The following is an 18062-nucleotide window of genomic DNA, read 5'->3' on the forward strand; positions in this document are numbered from 1 at the left end:
CAGCCTCGGCAGTTGAACAGTATTTATTATGCGACGGGGGATCCGACACGCCCTAAATGTTACGACATGGGTATCGCCGCGCAGCATGGGACACCGCGCAGGTCGGGGCTCGTTCTCATCGAGGGCCCTCTCGTGCCGCATCTGAAGCGGGCGCAAGGCGGAATGCTCCGGCCGGGAATGGACGATGGCACGCTGACGGTGAACCACTGCTATCGGCCCGAGCGCTTCGACCGTTGGGTTCGGGCGGGCGTTCACGTCAAGGGGCGGTCCGATTGGCTTTTCATCAAGCTATCCTGCCACGGGGCAGGAGACGGCGATCGCGAGGCCTTGTTGAGCCGTGATCTCGAGGCTCTCTTCTCCGATGCCGAGGCGCGCTACAATGACGGCGAGCGTTTCAGACTTCACTACGTGACAGCGCGGGAAATGTACAACCTCGTGGCCGCGTCCGAGGCCGGACTGGACGGCGAACCCGGTGCCTTGCGGGACTGGCTGATTCCGGCTCCTGACACGGTCTCGCGCCGGCGCAGTGCCGCTACAGCATCGGACGTGAAGTCGAACCCACATCCGATGCTGTAACTCTGTGTTTTTGAGCATCTTTTCACGCGAAGCCGGTTCCCACTTTTGCGTCTGAGGCTCTAAGCGCACCGGCTGAAACCGGGACTGCATCCTGATCGGGGCTCTATGAAGAGCGGGCGGGGGTGGGCGATGCCACCCGGGTCGCGAGCTGAAGCAAATGGCGCAGATAATCCGTGTGAAGGCGCGATGCGTCTCCGGCGGCGAGAGCATGTCTGTGCCCCGCATGTGCGAGCTGCCGCCGCAGGTCCGCGGAGCCGTCCAGACGGAGGATGGTGCTTCGCAGAGCATCCGGATCCCCCGGCGGGACGATCAAGGCGGTGGTTTCGTCGAGGAGACCGAGAGTGCTCGCGCCTTCCGAGATGATCAATGGCTTTTGCAGGGCCATGGCCGTCAGGTAGGTACTGACGCCAGAGGGGCTTATGCTCCGGGGATGGATCGGAAGGATAACGCCCCTCGCGCCGGCGACCCAATTCAGCCAGGAGCGCGGGTCCGCACAATGGCGCACGATCCGTACGTTCGAGGCTCCGAAGATCTCCTTCCGAGGCACGATCGGAGGCACGCCGCGTTGCCGCCGCTTCTTGCTGTCACTCTCCCCACGGCGGCGGAGCTCCTCGTCCTCGGGCACCGTAATGACAATCTTGACATCGAGGCCCTCGACGGCTTGAGCCAAGGTTGCCCAGTCCCGGTATGTGACTCCTCCGGACCAATAATAATCGCCCTCGGAGGGCTCAAGGGCGTTCACCACGTCGAGATGATTGGTCTTGAACGGGACATGGATGGTCCGTTCCGGCTTGAGGCCATAATACTTCTGATAGTCCGAGAAGTCTTTCTGCAGCAGCAGAAACAGATCCACTCGTTGCAGCAGCACCCGTGTGATCGCCGCCACGATCAGGTCCCGCGTGCTGACGGGTCTGGGGAGATTGAGGTCGGCGCAAGCAAGCTTGCACCGGAATCCTCGCAGGAGCGAGGCGATGAGGCACCAGCTGAGCAGTTCACGGTGCGGGGCTTCCAAGAAGACGATATCGGACTGCTTCCAAAGGCGCATAGCATGACGCCAATACGCCAAGCGCTCCGTCCATGCGCCTTCCCGTGGGACGATACACTGGAGGTCGATCCGCTCGGCAAGAGAGGATTCGAACACAATGTTCGATGCGATGCGAGGCTTCCTTGAGACGTCACGACGATCGGTCGCCGCCTTGGGTTCGCTGGTCATCGCAACCGCTCCGCCCATGACCGGTCTTGCCATGGCCAATCCTGCGCAGGTTACCGCCCTTGGGCCGCTAATTCTACACGTTGAAGCGGCGGCATCGTGGCAGGTGGGGTAGCCCGGAGCTGTCGCGTCGCGAGCCGATTGTCCCGCAGCTTCGCGCACGAACGGGGCTGGTACGAAGCGGTCAGCGCTCTATCCATGTGACACAGGGATTGCGACGAGGCTCGCCGTGTTCGTTTCTGTCATCATACCTCTCTTCAACAAAGGCCCGCACATCATCCGGTGCCTCGAGTCCGTCGCATCGCAGACGCTCGCCGACTTCGAAGTCATCGTCGTGGACGATGGCTCGACGGACGAGGGAGCAACGCTGGCCAGACGCTTTCCCGATGAGCGGGTCAGAGTGATATCCCAAAGGAACAGTGGCCCCGGACATGCGCGAAACCGCGGTGTGGATAGCGCTCGCGGAGACCTCGTCGCCTTCCTCGATGCCGATGACGAATGGCTGCCGTCCTATCTGGCCGACAGCGTTCGGCTGCTCACGGATCATCCCGAGGCCGCGACAGTTTCTTCGGGGTACTTCGAAATGCCTGGCGGCCTGCCGACGGAAAACATGTGGCGTGACCGCGGAATCCGCTCGGGCCTTCACCGACTTCAGCCGGAGACGGCTCCCATGCTGGCGGTCCATATGCTGGCCTATATGTCGCCATGGTCGACGGTCGTGAGGATGGGCACTTTCCGGAAGCATGGTGGATTCTATGAAAGGAACCGCTGCCTCTACGGAGAGGATGCCTTCCTGTGGCTCAAGGTCCTTCTGAACGAGCCGGTGCTGTTCAACCTGGAGCCGGAGGTCCGATATCACCGGGACGCATCGCAGCTGAGCGGCAACCTGGCCGCGCCGCGCCCGGTCGAGCCGTTCCTGAGCGAGCCCGAGGAAATCGAGGCATGCTGCCCCGAAGAGCTGAAGCCACTCCTCAGCAAGATCCTGGCGATTCGTGCCTACAAGACCGCTTGCGTGCTGGGACTTTGGGGGCGGCGCCAGCGAGCCGGCGATCTCAGGCGCCGCTTCCGCTCGCCGGGAATGCACCACCTCCCGTATTTCTGGAGTTCGCTGGTATGCGCAAGTCCGGTCGGGGCAATGCTCGGCAAGCTTCTCTACGGGTTGAGGTGAATTCCCCGTGCTCTCCACGAAGCGGATCGCGGAGAGCACGGGGCGGGACTTGGTCAGACGACGAAGAAGTCGGAATGGGACAGAGCAAGCCCCTTCGACAGAGTCGCGATCTGTACGGCAGCTCCGTGGCCGGAGCCGTCCGCATCGTAGAACAGCTTGCCCGTTCCCTTGTCGTAGATCACGTGGTCATTGGCGTCCTTCGCCTTGGTTCCCACGGTGAAGAAGGCCTTGTTCAAGGCTGCCGGGTCGCTGCTCGAACCGGCTTTGCCGAGCTTGGTGAAGATCGCGTTGTCGAGCCAGATGCTGTCTTCTCCATGCTTGAAGTCGACGATCTTGTCGATGTTCGTCTTCGCGTTCGGCTTGGCGTTGAAGACGAAGGCATCCTTGCCTGCGCCGCCGGTCAGCGTATCGTTCCCCGACGAGCCGGTGAGCCTGTCGTTACCCGATCCGCCGCTGAGCGTGTCATTGCCTGCGCCGCCGTAGATCTTATTGGCGGCGGCATTGCCCTTGATCACGTTGTCGAGCGCGTTGCCCATCAGAGAGATCGCGCTCGAGCCGGTGGCCGTCAGGTTGATCTCGTCCGCTGCCAGGGTGTAGCTGACGTGGGTTTTCACGAGCGAAGTCTGCACGGGCTGAGGCGTCGGAGCGCTGACGTTCCCGTCGCCCAACGTGTAGGCCAGATATTTCAACGAGCTCGTGTATTGTTCGTTGAACTGTTTTGAACCTTCGAGCCATGCGCCGTTGACGCCGCCGGTGAAGATCTTGTCGCCGCGCTCCTTGTAGGTGGCATCGCCGGTCATCTTGTAGACGAAGCCGAAGCCGTCGACGATCATGTTGTTGAGATCAGGCGCCGGCTCCTTGACCTCGCCCTTGGCGTTGAACTCGATGTAGTTGAAGGACTGGCTCTTCTCGTCCCAGGTGTGGCTCCAGAGATAATCGACCGACTTCTTGATCGCGGCGGGAATGCGCGCATCGGCCTTGTAGTTGGTGTAGTAGTCGATCAGGGTGTCGTTGAGCATGCCGGCCATGAACGGCACCACCGCGCCGTCCGAGTTCGAGAAGTGCCAGGCACCATCGGCCGATTGCGCCGACAGGATCTTGTCGAGGCTGGAGGTGAGCAGCTTGTCCCAGTTGTTGCCGGCGGCGCTGGGGGCATTGATCTGCTTGGCGTAGAGGAACGATTCCAGGGTGCGGGCCTGGATGCGCTGGTCCATCTCGGCCTTCACGTTGCCGACATTGTCGCTGTAGTAGGGCAGCGCGAAGGTGTCGGCGACGCGCCCGACGGCGGTGCGGCTGGCCTCGTCGCCGGTGGCGAGATAATGCAGCGCCACGCCGGCGATCTGCGACCAGTGCGCCGACGTGCCGTAGTCGTTCGCCTCAAGATAGTTCGTCCGGTAATCAACCGCGAGGGCATTCGCCTTGGCGAGATAGGAGCTGTCACCAGTCCGGTTGTACCAGTTGTAGAAGATCTCAGCACGATCGTAGTAGTTCGCGTCCTCCCAGGAGGAGCCATCCTCACTCCAATGCTGGGCCGCATATTTGGAAAAATTGGACTCGTATGTGCTGTAGACGCCGCCCTTCGATGCCACTGAGCTGACAGAGATTTTGGGCCCAAGGAGGGACTGAAATGCAGGAGAAGATGTAGTCATTAGGTCTGCCCACAATGAATTGTTTTTGATATGAATTGTTTAAATTCGCGAAGAATTATTAATTTTACTGAAATTTGAACCGTCTGAGTCGCTGACTCCTTTCCCTAAAGCCGATCGAGTGCAGTCCGATATCCTGGACGCAGAGTTGACTCGACATGGTCCCGTGCAAAAACGGGCATGCCAGCGTGAAATGTGTCGTTGCAATAAGGTCAACCGGAACCGGTTGCTGCTAGGAAAAATTGGGCTCATGCCGGACTTGCGGTTCGGTGCCTGCAATCTTCCGATGTGGAAGAATTGACACGCCCCAAACACCCAAGCTCAGGCTCATGGCATGGCTTTAGAAAAGGGAAATAAGGCGATATAGAGACGAGGCTCGTAGAGATTTTCCTCCGCTTAAGTTGAAGCGGGTCGCCGAGGCTCCTTATTCCTATGCGTGCTTCCGAATGATCAGAAGCGGAGCGCAGCGTTGCCTGCCGAATGTGCTCAGGCCCGAGACGGTTGCACGAAAAAAGTTCCGCCACTCACCCAATGCACCATCATCTCTTTATTCCCGTTGACCATGCGGCGGGCGCATTCTGTAATTCCCGATACTCAAGGCCGGTTTGCGGAAACAGGGGTGCGGCTCCACAGAGCACGCTCATGCGGGGAAACGGAAGCCGGACGGTGCAACGAACAACCATCGACAAATTGAGAATATAAACCAGAGATTGAACGGGGAGCACTGAAACTTTGAGGTAAGTCGAGTGCTTACGAATTTCTCCGCAGATACCAAGCAAGCATATGCTACGCCCGAGAGGGTTTCTCTCACGAAAGCAACGGCGGCCCAGGTGACGGAGGCCGTTGCTTCGAAGCGCGTCTATTGCCATGTGAAGAGAGCCATCGACATTGCGTTCGTCCTGCTTGCAGGACCGGCCGTCCTGGTGGTGATCGCCATCGCAGCGCTGGCGATCCGGACCAGCATGGGAGGGCCTGTCTTCTACGTTCAGGAGCGGGTCGGATACAAGGGACGCATCTTCCGGATCTGGAAGTTGCGAACGATGAATCCGGCGCCGGAGCAGACGGGAATCGCGACCGCAATCAACGACAGCAGGGTCACCCCGCTCGGATACTTCTTACGAAGTACTCATCTCGACGAGCTGCCTCAGTTCTGGAATATCCTGTGCGGCGACATGACGCTGATCGGTCCAAGGCCCGAACAGGTTCCTCTAGTGGAAGCCTACCGGCGCAAGCTCCCCTGCTATGATCTGAGACACCTCGTTCGGCCTGGGCTCACCGGCTGGGCGCAGGTTCGCTACGGCTATGCGGAAACGGTCCACGATACGCGCCACAAACTGGAATACGATCTCTTCTACCTGGTGCATCAGAGTCCTTCCCTGGATCTCTGGATCGGTGCGCTCACCTTCTCGGTCCTGTGCGATCCCAAACTGGTTCGCTGACGAAGAGGGCTGGCGGGCGTACGGTTCCAGGGATCGCGACGGCAAGGGAGGAGCATGAGCAGGACGCGCCACAGATCCATCGTCAATGTGGGGATGACGGCGAGCGTCGCCGTCCTGCGGGCATGCGAGGGCCTCATCACAGTGGCCTATCTGCTCAAGGTGCTGGGGGCCGAGAATTTCGGAATCTGGGCGCTGATTTCGACGATGGCCGCCTATCTCCTGGTCCTCGATCTCGGAATTGTCGGCGCCCTCGGACGGCTCCTCGCGGGGCATCGGGGCGTCGGCGACATCGAGGGATTCAACCGAACCCTGTCGACCGCTCTCACGCTCCTCACCGGCGCCGGGGCGGTCACGTTGCTGGCGGCTGTCGGCCTGGCCGAAATCTTCCCGCTGATCTTTCATGTCCCCGACCATCAGCTCGCCGATGTCAGGATGGCCCTCATCATCGCCGGCGTCTGGGCCGCTCTCTATTTTCCCACTTCGGTTTTCGACGTCGTCCTGTGGAGCTACGAGCGCTTCGATCTCAGCAGCCTCATCGAAATGCCGATCATCGGCCTTCGTCTGAGTCTGATCCTTCTCCTGATCCACGAAGGGTCGCCTCTGTCGCATCTGGCCGCCATCGGATTGACCGCCAACGTCACGATGGTCACCCTGCAGGCGGCGTGCGCATGGTGGGTCGAGCCTCGCCTGAGGCCGATACCCGGTGTCATGAGCCGTGCCGCACTCAAGGAGATCTATCCGATTGGCGTCTGGTTCTCCGCGCTCTCGATGGCGCGATCCCTCACTCAGCAGATTGGGCCGACCCTCGTCGGCCACAGCCTCGGCAACCGCGCGGTGGCGACTTTTTCCATCGCCCGGCAGCTTACCACCTATTGCGCCACGGTGATGCTGTCCCTGACCCAGATCGCAGCGCCACGAGCGGCTGTCCTGTTCTTCGGGCGACATGGGGACGAGCAGAAGATCCTGTTCGTCGGGGGCGGACGCGCCGCTACGGCGCTGGCTCTCTTTTTCGCCGGAGGCTTCCTGAGCCTGGGCGCCCCGTTCATTTCCGTCTGGCAGGGCGGACGCCAGGACGCCGCTTTCGCACCGCTCGTGGTGCTCATGCTGGGCGAGGCCTTTCCCATGGCCCAGGGGGTCACCTACAGCATCCTGACCGCGATGGGCCGGCATCGGACGCTGGCGCGTTTCGCCATCATGGAGGGCATAGGCACCCTCTGTCTCGCGGCTCTCCTGATGCGGCCGTTCGGGATTCTCGGCGTCTGCTGCGCCATCGCGGTCTCGGCGACCGTGTTCCGCGGCCTGTGTCCGTGGCTCCTCGCCTGCAGGTTGCTCGGCGTGGCGCCGTTGGCCTATCTGCGCGACGCCGTCGCTCCGGTCGTCGTCTGTTGGTGCGGCGCGATTCTCCTTACCGTGATGATGGCGGCCGAGTGGCCGGTTCGCGGGTGGATCTCCCTGATCGGATACGGGATGCTGTACGCGGCGCTCTACATGCCCGCCTGCGCCATCCTCCTCCTCGGCCGCGGAGCCCTTGCCCCTGCCAAGAGCCTCATCCACCGCCTGAGGATCTCGTAAGCGGGGCCGGCTTTTACTCCGCAGCTTCCCTGACGAGGTTGGGATCGACGGCTCCTGCCGCCGAGGACTCCAGCCACTGATCGAGGACCAGCAGGGCATAGAGCCGATGACTGTGGTCGCGGGTTCCGGCGATATGTTCGTCCGCGAGCCTGCGGATGCCGCTCGGATCGAAAAGGCCGAGGGCTCGCAGACGTTCGCTGCCTGCCAGGCTTTCGATGCGCGGGCGCAAGCCGCTGCGGAACCAGGGCGCGAGAGGGACCGTGAAGCCTCGCTTCGGCCGCTCGACCAAGGGGCGCGGCAGATATCGCAGCAGGAGGTCGCGCAGGATGCGCTTGCCGCCGCGCTCGTCGACGAGGTATTCGTCCGGCAGCGAGAGCCCGAACCGGACCACTGCATGATCGAGGAGAGGAGCGCGGACCTCGAGCCCATGCGCCATGGAGGCCACGTCGATCTTGGGCATGAGATCATCCGCCAGATAGGTCTCAAGGTCGGCATAGCGCATCTTTCTGAGAGGCGAGCCCGAGGCGCGCCAGAAGGCACCGCGAATCGATTGCTCCGAGTCCTGCCGCCGCAGCTCTGCGCGGGCGGCAATGCTGCGCCGATAGAGAAAGGCTGCCTCTCCCGCTCCGAGACAGCAACGCAGGGCGGCAAAGCGGGCCCCGAAATCCTCCGCGGCGAGAAAGCCCAGCCCGCGTGCGAAACGCCCGATCCCTCGTGCATTCCCGAGCAGCCCCGCGGCCGTGGCGGCAGAGGCCGCGGCACGAACGGGCCCACGCGGGATCCGGCCGGCCCAATCTCCCAGGCGGCTTGCCGTCGCGTACCATTCGTAGCCGCCGAAGCCCTCGTCGCCGCCATCTCCGCCGAGCGCTACGGTCACGTGGCGCCGGGCCAATCCCGCGAGCGCCCAGGAGGGCAGCGCGGACGAGTCGGCATAAGGCTCTCCGAAATGCGCAACGGCCCGGGGAATCAGGTCGGTCAGGTCGCTTTCGAGACGAAGGACGTGGTGGCGGGCGCCGAGATGGCGCGCGACTTCGGCGGCCTGGTGGCTTTCGTCATAGCTGCTTTCCCCGAAGCCGATGGAAAACGTGTCCACCGGATGCGCACTTTGTCGGACGGCGAGCGCCGTCACGAGACTGGAATCGATGCCGCCGCTGAGCAGGATTCCGAGTTGCACGTCGCTGCGAAGACGAATTCTCACCGCTGTCTCCAGAAGCTCCTCGAGCTGGTCGACGGCGTGTTCATAGGGGCCCTCGAAAGGTTCCGGCTCCGTGGCAATGTCCCAATAGCGCCGCAGCGCGATCGAATCCCGATCCGAAATCATGACGGTCGCGGCAGGAAGCTTGCAAATGCCCTGATAGATCGTGCGCGGCGCCGGGATGTAGCCGAGAGCAAGGTATCGATCGAGCGCCTCCGGGTCGATGGCTCGCGTCCCGCCGATGCCCGCGCGCAAAGCGCCCAGCGACGACGCGAAATAAAGGCAGCCATCCTCCACCACGAAGAACAGGGGCTTCTTGCCGATGCGGTCCCGCGCTGCGATGAGGGTGCCTTTCTCGTCGTCCCAGGCGACGAAGGCGAACATCCCCCCGAGTGCGTTGACGCATCCTTCGCCGTCTCGGGTGACGAGGCGCAAGAGAACCTCGGTATCGGACGCCGTGCGGAACGTTTCGCCGTTTCGCGTCAGGGCGTCCCGGAGCTCCAGGTAGTTGTAGATCTCGCCGTTGAAGACGATGCCGTGGGCGCCGGAGCCGTCGACCATGGGCTGGCCGCCTCCGGCGATGTCGATGACGGCGAGCCGCCGATGGGCCAGGCAGGCACGCCCCGACGGCGAGATCCAAAGGCCCTCGCCGTCGGGCCCCCGGTGGGCGAGAAGCCCGGCCATCGCCCTGACCTTGTCCGGATCCGGCCGGCAGTTCGTCGAAAGGGCGACTCCTCCTGCGATGCCGCACATGTCACGCCTTCCTTCGCGTCGCGCCGGCGTCCGCTCCGGCAACCTGCCGGTAGAGCCTCTCGTAGGCGCGCACCATGTCCGCATGACTGAACCTGTCCAGGACTCGCTTGCGCGCAGCCTGGGCTATGCGGGAGCGCCCGGTGGGGTCGGCGAGGAGGCCCCGGATGGCGTCTGCAAGAGCCTGGGCGTCTCCCGAAGGCACGAGCATGCCACAGCCGTCGCCGAGCAGCTGCGGCGTTCCTCCTACGGCCGTCGCCACCACGGGAGTTCCACTCGCCATGGCCTCAAGGGCGCTGATCGACGTTCCCTCGGACACGGACGGCAGGACGAAGATGTCGAGGTCGCGATAGATGGGGGCCGTGTCGGCGAAGGCTCCGGGAAACAGAACCCTGTCGCCAAGGCCCGCGACTTGCGCCTGCTCGCGCAGGGACTCGCGTAAAGGGCCATCGCCCACGAGCACGAGCCGGGCGTCGGGGAGATCGCGAACCATGAGCGCCATCGCGTCGATGAGCAGGGCAAGGTTCTTGACCGGATCGAGCCGGGCCACGCAGCCGACGAGGGGGACGTCCGGTCCGACTCCGACGGCTCCTCGCAGGATCCCGCTCGTACCGTGCGGCGCAAAGCGCATCGTGTCGATGCCGTTGATGATCGTGGTCACGCGTGAGGCCGGGATCCGCGCCTTGTGGACCAGGTGCTCGCGCAAGGGGGCCGACACCGCCGCGACCATATCGGTGCGCAGACCGGCCCACCAGCGCAACGCATCCTCGAACCACGGCTCGCCGAAAGCGAACCCGTGGGCCGTATGAACGACCGCCGGAACGCCCGCGGCCCTGGCCGCCAGAGCGGCCTTGACCCAGACTCCGTTATGCGCGTGGACGACGTCGAGCGGCTGCGCGGCGAAGTGCTCCCGCAGCCCCGGATGTGGGCGAAGGAGTGGAACCGTTCCGGGGCAGGGGACGAGCGAGACCGGGATTCCGGTCCGCCGCAGGTCCTCCGCAAGATCTCCCTCGCTTTCGAGACACGTGACGCCGACGCGGTGTCCCCGCCGGGCCAGGGCCCGGGCGAGGGCGGTCGCCATCGTCTCCATGCCTCCGGTCGCGAGGGAGGGCAGGATCATCTCGATGGCAAGGGGGGCGCCCGCCGTCATGGGGCAGTCATGACGGGCGGGCCGACAGGGGCCCAGGCCAGCATGTCGGGCCGCATCTCCGCATACAGCGACAGATGGGCGGCGACCCGGCGCTCCAGCGAGAACCGGCCGATCGCCGCCGCCCGGGCGGCGGCGGCCGTAGGCGAGCGGCCATGCGCAAGGGCGGCCTCGATGCCCTCGACCAGCGCGTCGACGTCCCCGGGCTGGACGAGCTCGCCGGAGCCGGGAATGGCGAGCACCTCCGGGACCGATCCTGCCGCGGTGGCAACCACGGGCGCATCTGCCCGCATCGCTTCGAGCAGAACGTTCGGCAGCCCCTCCCGTCCGGGGCGGGACGGGAGGACGACGGCATCGACCTCGGAATAGAGCGACGTCACGTTCAAGACCGTGCCGAGGAAGTGGACGCGGTCGCCGATGTCCAGCGCCGCCGCCTGCCTCTCGAGCGCCGTCCGTTCCTGCCCGTCGCCCGCGATCGCCAGGGAAACGGGCTTTCCTCGCGTCCGAAGGCGCGCGACGGCTTCGATCAGGAGGTCGAGCCCCTTCTCGGGGCTGAGCCGGGATACGGCGGCGATGAGGGGCTCGTCCGCTCGGCGCAGACGGTCGAGCCGGACCGGCTCGCCGTCCGGCGGGATGGGAAACGACGCGTTGTGGATCAGCCTGAGCCGCCCTCCCACATCGGCGAACACGCGGCGGTTCTCCTCGGACAGGACGACGAGCCGGTCCGCCCGGCGCAGCAACGTCCCGTCGAGCCGGTTGTAGAGCCGCATCTTCCAGTTCTCGTCGGTGGCGCCGTGAAAGAAGGCGATCCAGGGCAGCCTCAGGCCGGAGCGACGCAGCAGAAACAACAGCGTGGTCATGCGGTAGCCATGGGTCTGCACGATGTCCGGCTGAAACGCACCAAAAGCCCGCCCGAGCCGCCCGGGAAGGGACATGTCCAGGGGACCGCCATCGGGGATCACCACATGCGAAACGCCGGCCCGCTCGAGATAGCCGATGAAGGGGGACGGATCGCGCCCTGTGCGCTGGAACATGAAGATGCAAAGGTCCACATCGTGACTCTTCAGCGCCTGCGCGAGAGCCGCGAGCTGACGCCCGGGACCCGACACAATCCACGTGTCCATGACGGCGGCGACGCGCAGGCGGGGGGAGGCCGGTTTCGACGGGAGGATGGCGGAAGATGTCTCATGAGCCATCATCGTTTGTCTCCATGGCCGTCTCGCGGGCGAGGATACCGGGGGCTTTCTCTGCAGGCTTGCCCGGGAGCCGGCACGCAATGCGCGTCGGCAGCAGGTCGGCGCATGATGGTCAGCATGTCGCCGCTCATGATGTTGCGCGTGACATGGCCCGGCAAGGCACGCGGTCGGCAATTGCGAGGTATCTTGCTGTTCCCACGACACAGCCTATCTGGCTCAACCATTGTTGGGGAAACGATGATCGAGCTGGTCTTCTGGACGTGCGTCGTCCTGATCCTCTATCACCATGTCGGATATCCCATCGCCATCCGGGCGATCGCGGCGCGGTGCGGCCGGAAGCCGCCCGTCTCGACGGAGGAGCCCGCCGTTTCGCATTCGGTCACGATCATCGTTCCGGCTCACAACGAAGAGGCCGTGATCGCCGCCAAAATCCGCAACCTTTCTCGGCTCGACTATCCGCGCGACCGATTGACCATCGTGCTGGCTCTCGACGGTTGCACCGATGGGACCGCGGCCATCGCGCAAAGCTTTGCTGGGAGAACGGATGGGCTCGATCTGCGCATCGTCGAGTATGCCGGCAACATCGGCAAGGTGGCGGTGCTCAACGAGCAGATCGGTAAGGCCCGTTCCGATCTCATCGCTCTCAGCGATGCCTCCGCGCTCCTCGAACCGCAGGCCCTATCCCGGGCCGTCCGTCATTTCGGGAGATCCTCTGTCGGCGTGGTCTGCCCGACCTACGCGCTCGTCCGCCCCGGAAGCGAGGGAGAGCGAGCGTATTGGGCTTACCAGACACGTGTGAAGGCCGCCGAGGGCGCGGTTGGCGCGCCGATGGGCGCACATGGATCCTTCTATCTTTTCAGACGGGACATGTGGGAGCCACTCCCGCCGGACACGATCAACGACGACTTCGTTCTGCCGATGCGGATCGTGCTGCGAGGATATGATGCCGTCTACGATCCGGGCATCGTCGCGACGGAGCTGGAGACCAGCACCGCGCGGCAGGATTTCCGCCGGCGGATCCGCATCGGCGCGGGCAATCTCCAGCAGGTCCTGCATCTTCCCGGCCTTGCCGATCCGCGCCGGCCGGGGATCGCTTTCGCGTTTCTGTCCGGCAAGGCCTTGCGCGCGTTCATGCCCTTCCTCCTGCTGATGGCCGCCGTCCTCCTTCCGGTTCTCGCGATGCGGGAGGGTGGTTTCTATATCCCGGCTTCTGCGGGAGAGGCCGTGATCGGCGCGGCCGCTTTCGCCGGCTATTTCGGAGTACCCAGGACGATGCCTCGCCACGCTCGGTGGGCGGGCTATTTTGTGCAGGGTCATGCAGCGGGATTCATCGGAGCGTTGATCCTGCTCTGCGGTTTGCAAGGGCAGGCCTGGAAGATGTCGGCTGCAGCCAAGGCCAAGGCGTGAGGGCTCGGACATCACGAACCTGTCTGGGCGACGATGACGTCTTAGAGTAACGCGAGATGAGTGACCGCATGCGCCGCCTGCCTCTCCTGACCGTTCTGTTGTGTCTCTCCGTTCCGGCATGGTCTCAGTCGCCGCCAGCGCCGCCCGCGTCTGGACAGGATAGTGTCGATGTCGCGAATGCCGAGAAACTCGCCTTGCGATTTCCCGGCAATCCGGAGATGAGCGGCGATTACCGGATCGGTGCCGACGGTACGATCTCGATCCCGCTCCTGGGCCGCATGCCGGTCGGGGGCATGTCCTCGGCGCAGCTCGAGGATGCTCTCTCCAAACGGCTGGAGCAGATGACGGGGCGGCCGAATTCCGTCACCGTCGAGATCGCCGCCTACAAACCCGTCTTCGTGACGGGGCTGGTGACGCGCTCCGGGGCGGTCCCATGGTATCCCGGCATGACCGTGCTCCAGGCGGTCGCTCTTTCGGGCGGGCTGTTTCGCGCAACCGGTCCCAATATCGCCGGGCCCACGGCGGGCGATGCCGAGATGCTTCGCTACCGCCGCGCCGTGGAGGACCGCAAGCAGGCCCTTGCGTCTCTTGCGCGGCTGCAGGCGGAGCGCGAGAATTCGACGGATATCCAGGTCCCTCAGGCTCTCGTCGCGATTGCGGGACAGCGGGAGGCGCAGGATCTCGTCGCCGCGCAAAAGAACCTGCTGCTGACCCGGCAGAGATCGGTGTCGAACCAGGTGGCGACGCTCAATCGCGGCATGGAGCTTGCGGCGCAGGAACTGGAAGGCTTACGCGAGCAAGGCAAGCGCGTCGCCGAACAGCTTCAGATGCGGCGTGAGGCGCGACAAAAGTTCGAAGAGTTGCAGCAAAGGGGGGTCGTGATCGCGCAGCGCGCCTTCGAAGAGGACATGAAAGTCTCGGAGCTGGAGGAGAAGACCGCGAACGTCGCGGTGTCGACCGCGCGCGTGCAGGCGACGATCGCCGCCATGCAGCGGGACTCCGTCGCCCTCACCGAGGAGCGCAAGGCATCCATCGAGGCCGAGATCGACCGTCTTCAGAAACAGGCGGCTCAGCTTGCGGACGAGGCGGCTGCGGCACGCCAGGCCTACAACACGCTCGCAGGCGCTTCTCTCGAGGCGGAGCGGGGCGACAAAACCGAGATCGTCTATTCGGTGGTGCGCCGCGAGGAGGCGGGAGAGACGACCGAGAGGGCGGGGCAGTCCACGCCGTTGAGGCCTGGGGATGTGCTGGTCGTCTCTCAGAATTTCAGGGAGGGAGAATGATCCAGGGAACGCCCCCGCGAGGAGAGAGCATGGACGGTTCCCGCATCAGAGCCGCCGAGGAGACGATCCTCGCCCTGAGACGGGCGGAAGCGCGCACGATCGCGTTCGCTGCTCCCGAGCCCGTCTCCGGCACCAGTGCTTTCGCGGCCCTTGCCGCAAGCGTTCTGGCGCGCTCCGGGCAGCCGACGATGCTGCTCGACATCTCGAAAGGTGTCCAGGAAACTCCCGTCGAGGCGGCTTGGGTGCCGGGCCGGGAGGAGCCGAAGATCGTCATCGTGTCGCCGCAGAATGACTTCGCACGCCTGACCGTTCAGGCCGATCCGGATGTCCGCTTTCTCTTCGACAACACCCTGTGGTTCAGACGGGTGCTCGACAACGATCTGGCGTCCTACGACACCGTCGTTCTCGACCTCGCTCCTCTGTTCGACAGGCCGGCGGATACGGTCAATCCCTTTGCCGTGGCGGCGGCCTGCGATGCTCTCGTTCTCGTCTGCCGAAGAGGAACGGTCTCGAAGGAGAAACTCAGGAACGCGGTGGACATGGCGCGCGCCACGGGCGGCAAACCGTTCGGCATCGTCATGACGCAGGGGGGATATATCTCCGCCGGGGAAGAGATCGCCCGCACGCTGCGCAGAATGTTCTTCTTCGCCCCGTGGATTGCGAAGCGGATCGGCCGGAAGGCGACGGCAAGCGGCATTCTCGGCTGATGTCAGCGCATCGTTCTTGCGGAAAGCCATGTCCGGTTTCCACTTTTCATGTCCGATGCCCTAGCGCTTCGCCTCACCCTGTTCGCGGAGGGATGCGTATCTGTAGGATGTCGTATATTGCTGGTTGAACTGTTTTGAACCTTCGAGCCATGCGCCATTGACGCCGCCGGTGAAGATCTTGTCGCCGCGCTCCTTGTAGGTGGCGTCGCCGGTCATCTTGTAGACGAAGCCGAAGCCGTCGACGATCATGTTGTTGAGATCAGGCGCCGGCTCCTTGACCTCGCCCTTGGCGTTGAACTCGATGTAGTTGAAGGACTGGCTCTTCTCGTCCCAGGTGTGGCTCCAGAGATAATCGACCGACTTCTTGATCGCGGCGGGAATGCGCGCATCGGCCTTGTAGTTGGTGTAGTAGTCGATCAGGGTGTCGTTGAGCATGCCGGCCATGAACGGCACCACCGCGCCGTCCGAGTTCGAGAAGTGCCAGGCACCATCGGCCGATTGCGCCGACAGGATCTTGTCGAGGCTGGAGGTGAGCAGCTTGTCCCAGTTGTTGCCGGCGGCGCTGGGGGCATTGATCTGCTTGGCGTAGAGGAACGATTCCAGGGTGCGGGCCTGGATGCGCTGGTCCATCTCGGCCTTCACGTTGCCGACATTGTCGCTGTAGTAGGGCAACGCGAAGGTGTCGGCGACGCGCCCGACGGCGGTGCGGCTGGCCTCGTCGCCGGTGGCGAGATAATGCAGCGCCACGCCGGCGATCTGCGACCAGTGCGCCGACGTGCCGTAGTCGTTCGCCTCAAGATAGTTCGTCCGGTAATCAACCGCGAGATCGCCTGCGCGCTTCAGAAGCGTATCGTCCCCCGTTCGCGCCCACCAGACATAGAAGATCTTCGCCCGGTCGTAGTAATTCGCCGCATCCCAAGCGTGTCCGTCGGAGCGCCAGTGACGCTCCGCGAAAACGCGGAAACGATTCTCGTAGCGCTGGAACGGCTCGCCGAGAATCGTCGCCTGCTGGACGGAAAGGGCAGGGCCTGCCGTGCGAAGAACCGTGTCACGCACGTCACTGGCGCGTCGGGAGCTGCCGTCATTCTGCGCAACCGGAGAGGGGCTTCCGGTATCGACGGCCCGTGCGCGCTCGGACGCGGCCGGCTCTGCCGCGCAGAGGAGCGCCGTCACGGCCAAGGTCGGAATCGCGCTTCGGCGCATACCTATTCGGGATCGACGGTCGAGACCAATAATCGCCTCGATCTTGGCGCCGAAATCGTTTCCCTTATATGCCATGAGGCATCCATCCAGTCGGAAAGCGGTGACGCTGTGTGGGACTACCTTGAATTCTCCCGCGGAAAATCAAGCGCGGCATTCCGTGCCGTGGAGCGCGGATGTCGATAATCGCCCGCTTCTGGCAGATCCCTGTCGCCATTCTCGCCTGCGTGGCCGCGTCCCTGCCATGGCTTGTGACCTCGTCGCCCTTCGCGCCCCTGGCGATCGCCGTCGGCCTCGTCGCCCTGCTGGTCGCCATTCAGTGGCCGCTTCTCGTGTGCATCGGGTTCGTGGCCTTTTCCCTCTTCCGTCTCCACGAGGCCTATCCGATCCTGATGCCGCTGCAATTGCCCCTCGGCTTGGCGGCGCTCACGGCCATCGCCCTGGCGTGCAACGCTCTTGCCGGGCGCATCGAGGCCGTCTGGCCCGTTGAGATCCGGCTCTTCCTCGTCTTCTTCACCCTTGCCACCCTCGGCAGCGTCTTCGCCCTGAACCCGAAGCTGTCCTTCGAGTTCTGGAACGAGGTCTACGTCAAGATCGCGTTGATGACGCTCGCGCTGACATGGCTCACGCGGACGGAGGAGGATTTCAATCTTGTCGCACGGGTGATCGCCATCAGCGGGTTGCTGGTGGCCGCCGTCGCGATCCGCAACAAACTCAACGGCACCGATCTCGTCGAGGGCACCCGCGTGACCATCGGCCTGCAGATCAAGTCGGCCCTGTCGGACCCGAACGATCTCGCATTCCTGCTGCTCACGACCTTGAGCTTTTCGATGGCCCTTCTGACGGGCAGGACCGGGTGGACGAACAGGATCATCGGAGCTGCCTGCGTGCCGGCGGTTCTCGTCGCGATCGTCTACACGCAAAGCCGGGGCGCCGTCCTCGGGGTTCTCGCGGTCTTTGTCGTCTACGGACTTCGCTTCGTGCGCTCGAAGGCGGCCCTGGTCGCTATCGGCATCATCGGGGTCGCGGCGCTCTATCTTGCGATGGGGCTCTCCGAACGCATGTCGCGCGCGGCCCCGGGCATCGGGCTGGATCCTTCCGCCGCGGGCCGGCTGGACTTCTGGATCACGGCCCTGAAGGCCGCTCTTCTGCGCCCAGTCACGGGGGTCGGGCTCGCGAACTTCTCGTGGTTCAACTATCTTGAGACCGGCCAGGACATGACCACACACAACACGTGGCTGCAGGTCCTGGCGGAGGTCGGCATTCCGGGTTTCGTCGTGTTCGTCCTCATGATCGCGAGCGCGTTTCGCACGAGTCTGCACGCGCACCGCACCTTGCGTGCGGCGAATGTCCGCTCTCCGGTCCAGGCCGTGGCGTATGGCCTGGTCGCCGCCATCGCGGGATTCTGCGCATCGGGAAACTTCCTGTCGCAGGGATTCACGTGGTCGATCTATGTGCTCGTCGCCCTTGCCGCCGCGGTCGGGCGATATGTCGACGAGGCCGTTCAGGCACCGGCCCCGTATCGCGCAAGCATCGACGGCGGCATGGTGGCGCAGCGAGGATGAC

The 18062-nt window shown here is 64.1% G+C and carries 14 protein-coding genes (1 of these 14 cut by a window edge); 8 read left to right on the forward strand and 6 right to left on the reverse strand.

All coding sequences use genetic code 11. The features are described from left to right. Window positions 1–576, forward strand: the final stretch of a protein-coding gene (locus AB8841_RS00445; protein WP_370433918.1) for a hypothetical protein. Its footprint begins 597 nt before the window's first position; the window shows 576 of its 1173 coding nt (coding positions 598–1173); its start codon lies beyond the left edge, outside the window; its stop codon occupies window positions 574–576. Between the two features lie 103 nt (window positions 577–679). On the opposite strand, the gene AB8841_RS00450 is transcribed toward AB8841_RS00445, so the two are convergent. Further along, window positions 680–1822, reverse strand: a complete 1143-nt coding sequence (locus AB8841_RS00450) for a glycosyltransferase (RefSeq protein WP_370433919.1) — start codon at window positions 1820–1822, stop codon at window positions 680–682. 193 nt (window positions 1823–2015) lie between these two features. Between AB8841_RS00450 and AB8841_RS00455 the strand changes: the two genes are divergently transcribed. Beyond that, window positions 2016–2954: a glycosyltransferase family 2 protein gene (locus tag AB8841_RS00455; protein WP_370433920.1), complete on the forward strand. Its 939-nt coding sequence runs from the start codon at window positions 2016–2018 to the stop codon at window positions 2952–2954. 53 nt (window positions 2955–3007) lie between these two features. Here the strand turns inward: AB8841_RS00455 and AB8841_RS00460 are convergent, their stop codons facing one another. After that, window positions 3008–4543, reverse strand: coding sequence for a calcium-binding protein (locus AB8841_RS00460; protein WP_370433921.1), 1536 nt, complete (start codon window positions 4541–4543; stop codon window positions 3008–3010). An 887-nt stretch (window positions 4544–5430) separates the two neighbouring features. On the opposite strand from AB8841_RS00460, the gene AB8841_RS00465 reads away from it, so the two are divergent. Together AB8841_RS00465 and AB8841_RS00470 are read left to right on the forward strand one after the other, a co-directional pair. Next, window positions 5431–6039 carry a sugar transferase gene (locus AB8841_RS00465; protein ID WP_370433922.1) on the forward strand — a complete coding sequence of 203 codons (609 nt, stop codon included), beginning with the start codon at window positions 5431–5433 and terminating at the stop codon, window positions 6037–6039. A gap of 54 nt (window positions 6040–6093) precedes the next feature. After that, a complete protein-coding gene (locus tag AB8841_RS00470) occupies window positions 6094–7611 on the forward strand; it encodes a lipopolysaccharide biosynthesis protein (protein WP_370433923.1) in 1518 nt (505 codons plus the stop codon). Between the two features lie 13 nt (window positions 7612–7624). Here the strand turns inward: AB8841_RS00470 and asnB are convergent, their stop codons facing one another. Genes asnB through AB8841_RS00485 form a run of 3 tightly spaced genes read right to left on the reverse strand, consistent with a single transcriptional unit; the run spans window position 7625 to window position 11902 of the window. Continuing rightward, entirely contained in the window at window positions 7625–9559 is a 1935-nt protein-coding gene (asnB, locus tag AB8841_RS00475; RefSeq protein ID WP_370433924.1) for an asparagine synthase (glutamine-hydrolyzing), read from the reverse strand. A 1-nt stretch (window position 9560) separates the two neighbouring features. Continuing rightward, complete coding sequence (locus AB8841_RS00480) at window positions 9561–10706, reverse strand: glycosyltransferase (protein ID WP_370433925.1); 1146 nt, start codon at window positions 10704–10706, stop codon at window positions 9561–9563. Beyond that, window positions 10703–11902 carry a glycosyltransferase gene (locus tag AB8841_RS00485; RefSeq protein ID WP_370433926.1) on the reverse strand — a complete coding sequence of 400 codons (1200 nt, stop codon included), beginning with the start codon at window positions 11900–11902 and terminating at the stop codon, window positions 10703–10705. The genes AB8841_RS00480 and AB8841_RS00485 overlap by 4 nt, the downstream gene beginning before the upstream one ends. Window positions 11903–12136: 234 nt before the next feature. Between AB8841_RS00485 and AB8841_RS00490 the strand changes: the two genes are divergently transcribed. The 3 genes from AB8841_RS00490 to AB8841_RS00500 all read left to right on the forward strand — a co-directional run bounded on the left by AB8841_RS00490 (window position 12137) and on the right by AB8841_RS00500 (window position 15296). Next, window positions 12137–13306: a glycosyltransferase family 2 protein gene (locus tag AB8841_RS00490; protein WP_370433927.1), complete on the forward strand. Its 1170-nt coding sequence runs from the start codon at window positions 12137–12139 to the stop codon at window positions 13304–13306. Between the two features lie 68 nt (window positions 13307–13374). Further along, window positions 13375–14589, forward strand: coding sequence for a polysaccharide biosynthesis/export family protein (locus AB8841_RS00495; RefSeq protein WP_370433928.1), 1215 nt, complete (start codon window positions 13375–13377; stop codon window positions 14587–14589). Window positions 14590–14618: 29 nt separating this feature from the next. After that, complete coding sequence (locus tag AB8841_RS00500) at window positions 14619–15296, forward strand: hypothetical protein (RefSeq protein WP_370433929.1); 678 nt, start codon at window positions 14619–14621, stop codon at window positions 15294–15296. Between the two features lie 60 nt (window positions 15297–15356). Here AB8841_RS00500 and AB8841_RS00505 read toward each other — a convergent pair whose 3' ends face one another. Next, window positions 15357–16574, reverse strand: coding sequence for a hypothetical protein (locus AB8841_RS00505; protein WP_370433930.1), 1218 nt, complete (start codon window positions 16572–16574; stop codon window positions 15357–15359). Between the two features lie 98 nt (window positions 16575–16672). Between AB8841_RS00505 and AB8841_RS00510 the strand changes: the two genes are divergently transcribed. Then, on the forward strand, window positions 16673–18061 hold the full coding sequence (locus tag AB8841_RS00510) for an O-antigen ligase family protein (protein ID WP_370433931.1): 1389 nt from the start codon (window positions 16673–16675) through the stop codon (window positions 18059–18061). Window position 18062: the final 1 nt, after the last annotated feature.

The organism is Microvirga sp. TS319 (assembly GCF_041276405.1).
Classification (GTDB): domain Bacteria; phylum Pseudomonadota; class Alphaproteobacteria; order Rhizobiales; family Beijerinckiaceae; genus Microvirga.

Excerpts from the sequence above, each read along its gene's own strand:
- AB8841_RS00495 (WP_370433928.1), top strand. The coding sequence starts at position 13,375 with ATGCGCCGCCTGCCTCTCCTGACCGTTCTGTTGTGTCTCTCCGTTCCG.
- AB8841_RS00490 (WP_370433927.1), top strand. The coding sequence starts at position 12,137 with ATGATCGAGCTGGTCTTCTGGACGTGCGTCGTCCTGATCCTCTATCAC.
- AB8841_RS00485 (WP_370433926.1), bottom strand. The coding sequence starts at position 11,902 with ATGATGGCTCATGAGACATCTTCCGCCATCCTCCCGTCGAAACCGGCC.
- AB8841_RS00500 (WP_370433929.1), top strand. The coding sequence starts at position 14,619 with ATGGACGGTTCCCGCATCAGAGCCGCCGAGGAGACGATCCTCGCCCTG.
- AB8841_RS00450 (WP_370433919.1), bottom strand. The coding sequence starts at position 1,822 with ATGGCAAGACCGGTCATGGGCGGAGCGGTTGCGATGACCAGCGAACCC.
- AB8841_RS00510 (WP_370433931.1), top strand. The coding sequence starts at position 16,673 with ATGTCGATAATCGCCCGCTTCTGGCAGATCCCTGTCGCCATTCTCGCC.
- AB8841_RS00505 (WP_370433930.1), bottom strand. The coding sequence starts at position 16,574 with ATGGCATATAAGGGAAACGATTTCGGCGCCAAGATCGAGGCGATTATT.
- AB8841_RS00480 (WP_370433925.1), bottom strand. The coding sequence starts at position 10,706 with ATGACGGCGGGCGCCCCCCTTGCCATCGAGATGATCCTGCCCTCCCTC.
- asnB (WP_370433924.1), bottom strand. The coding sequence starts at position 9,559 with ATGTGCGGCATCGCAGGAGGAGTCGCCCTTTCGACGAACTGCCGGCCG.
- AB8841_RS00470 (WP_370433923.1), top strand. The coding sequence starts at position 6,094 with ATGAGCAGGACGCGCCACAGATCCATCGTCAATGTGGGGATGACGGCG.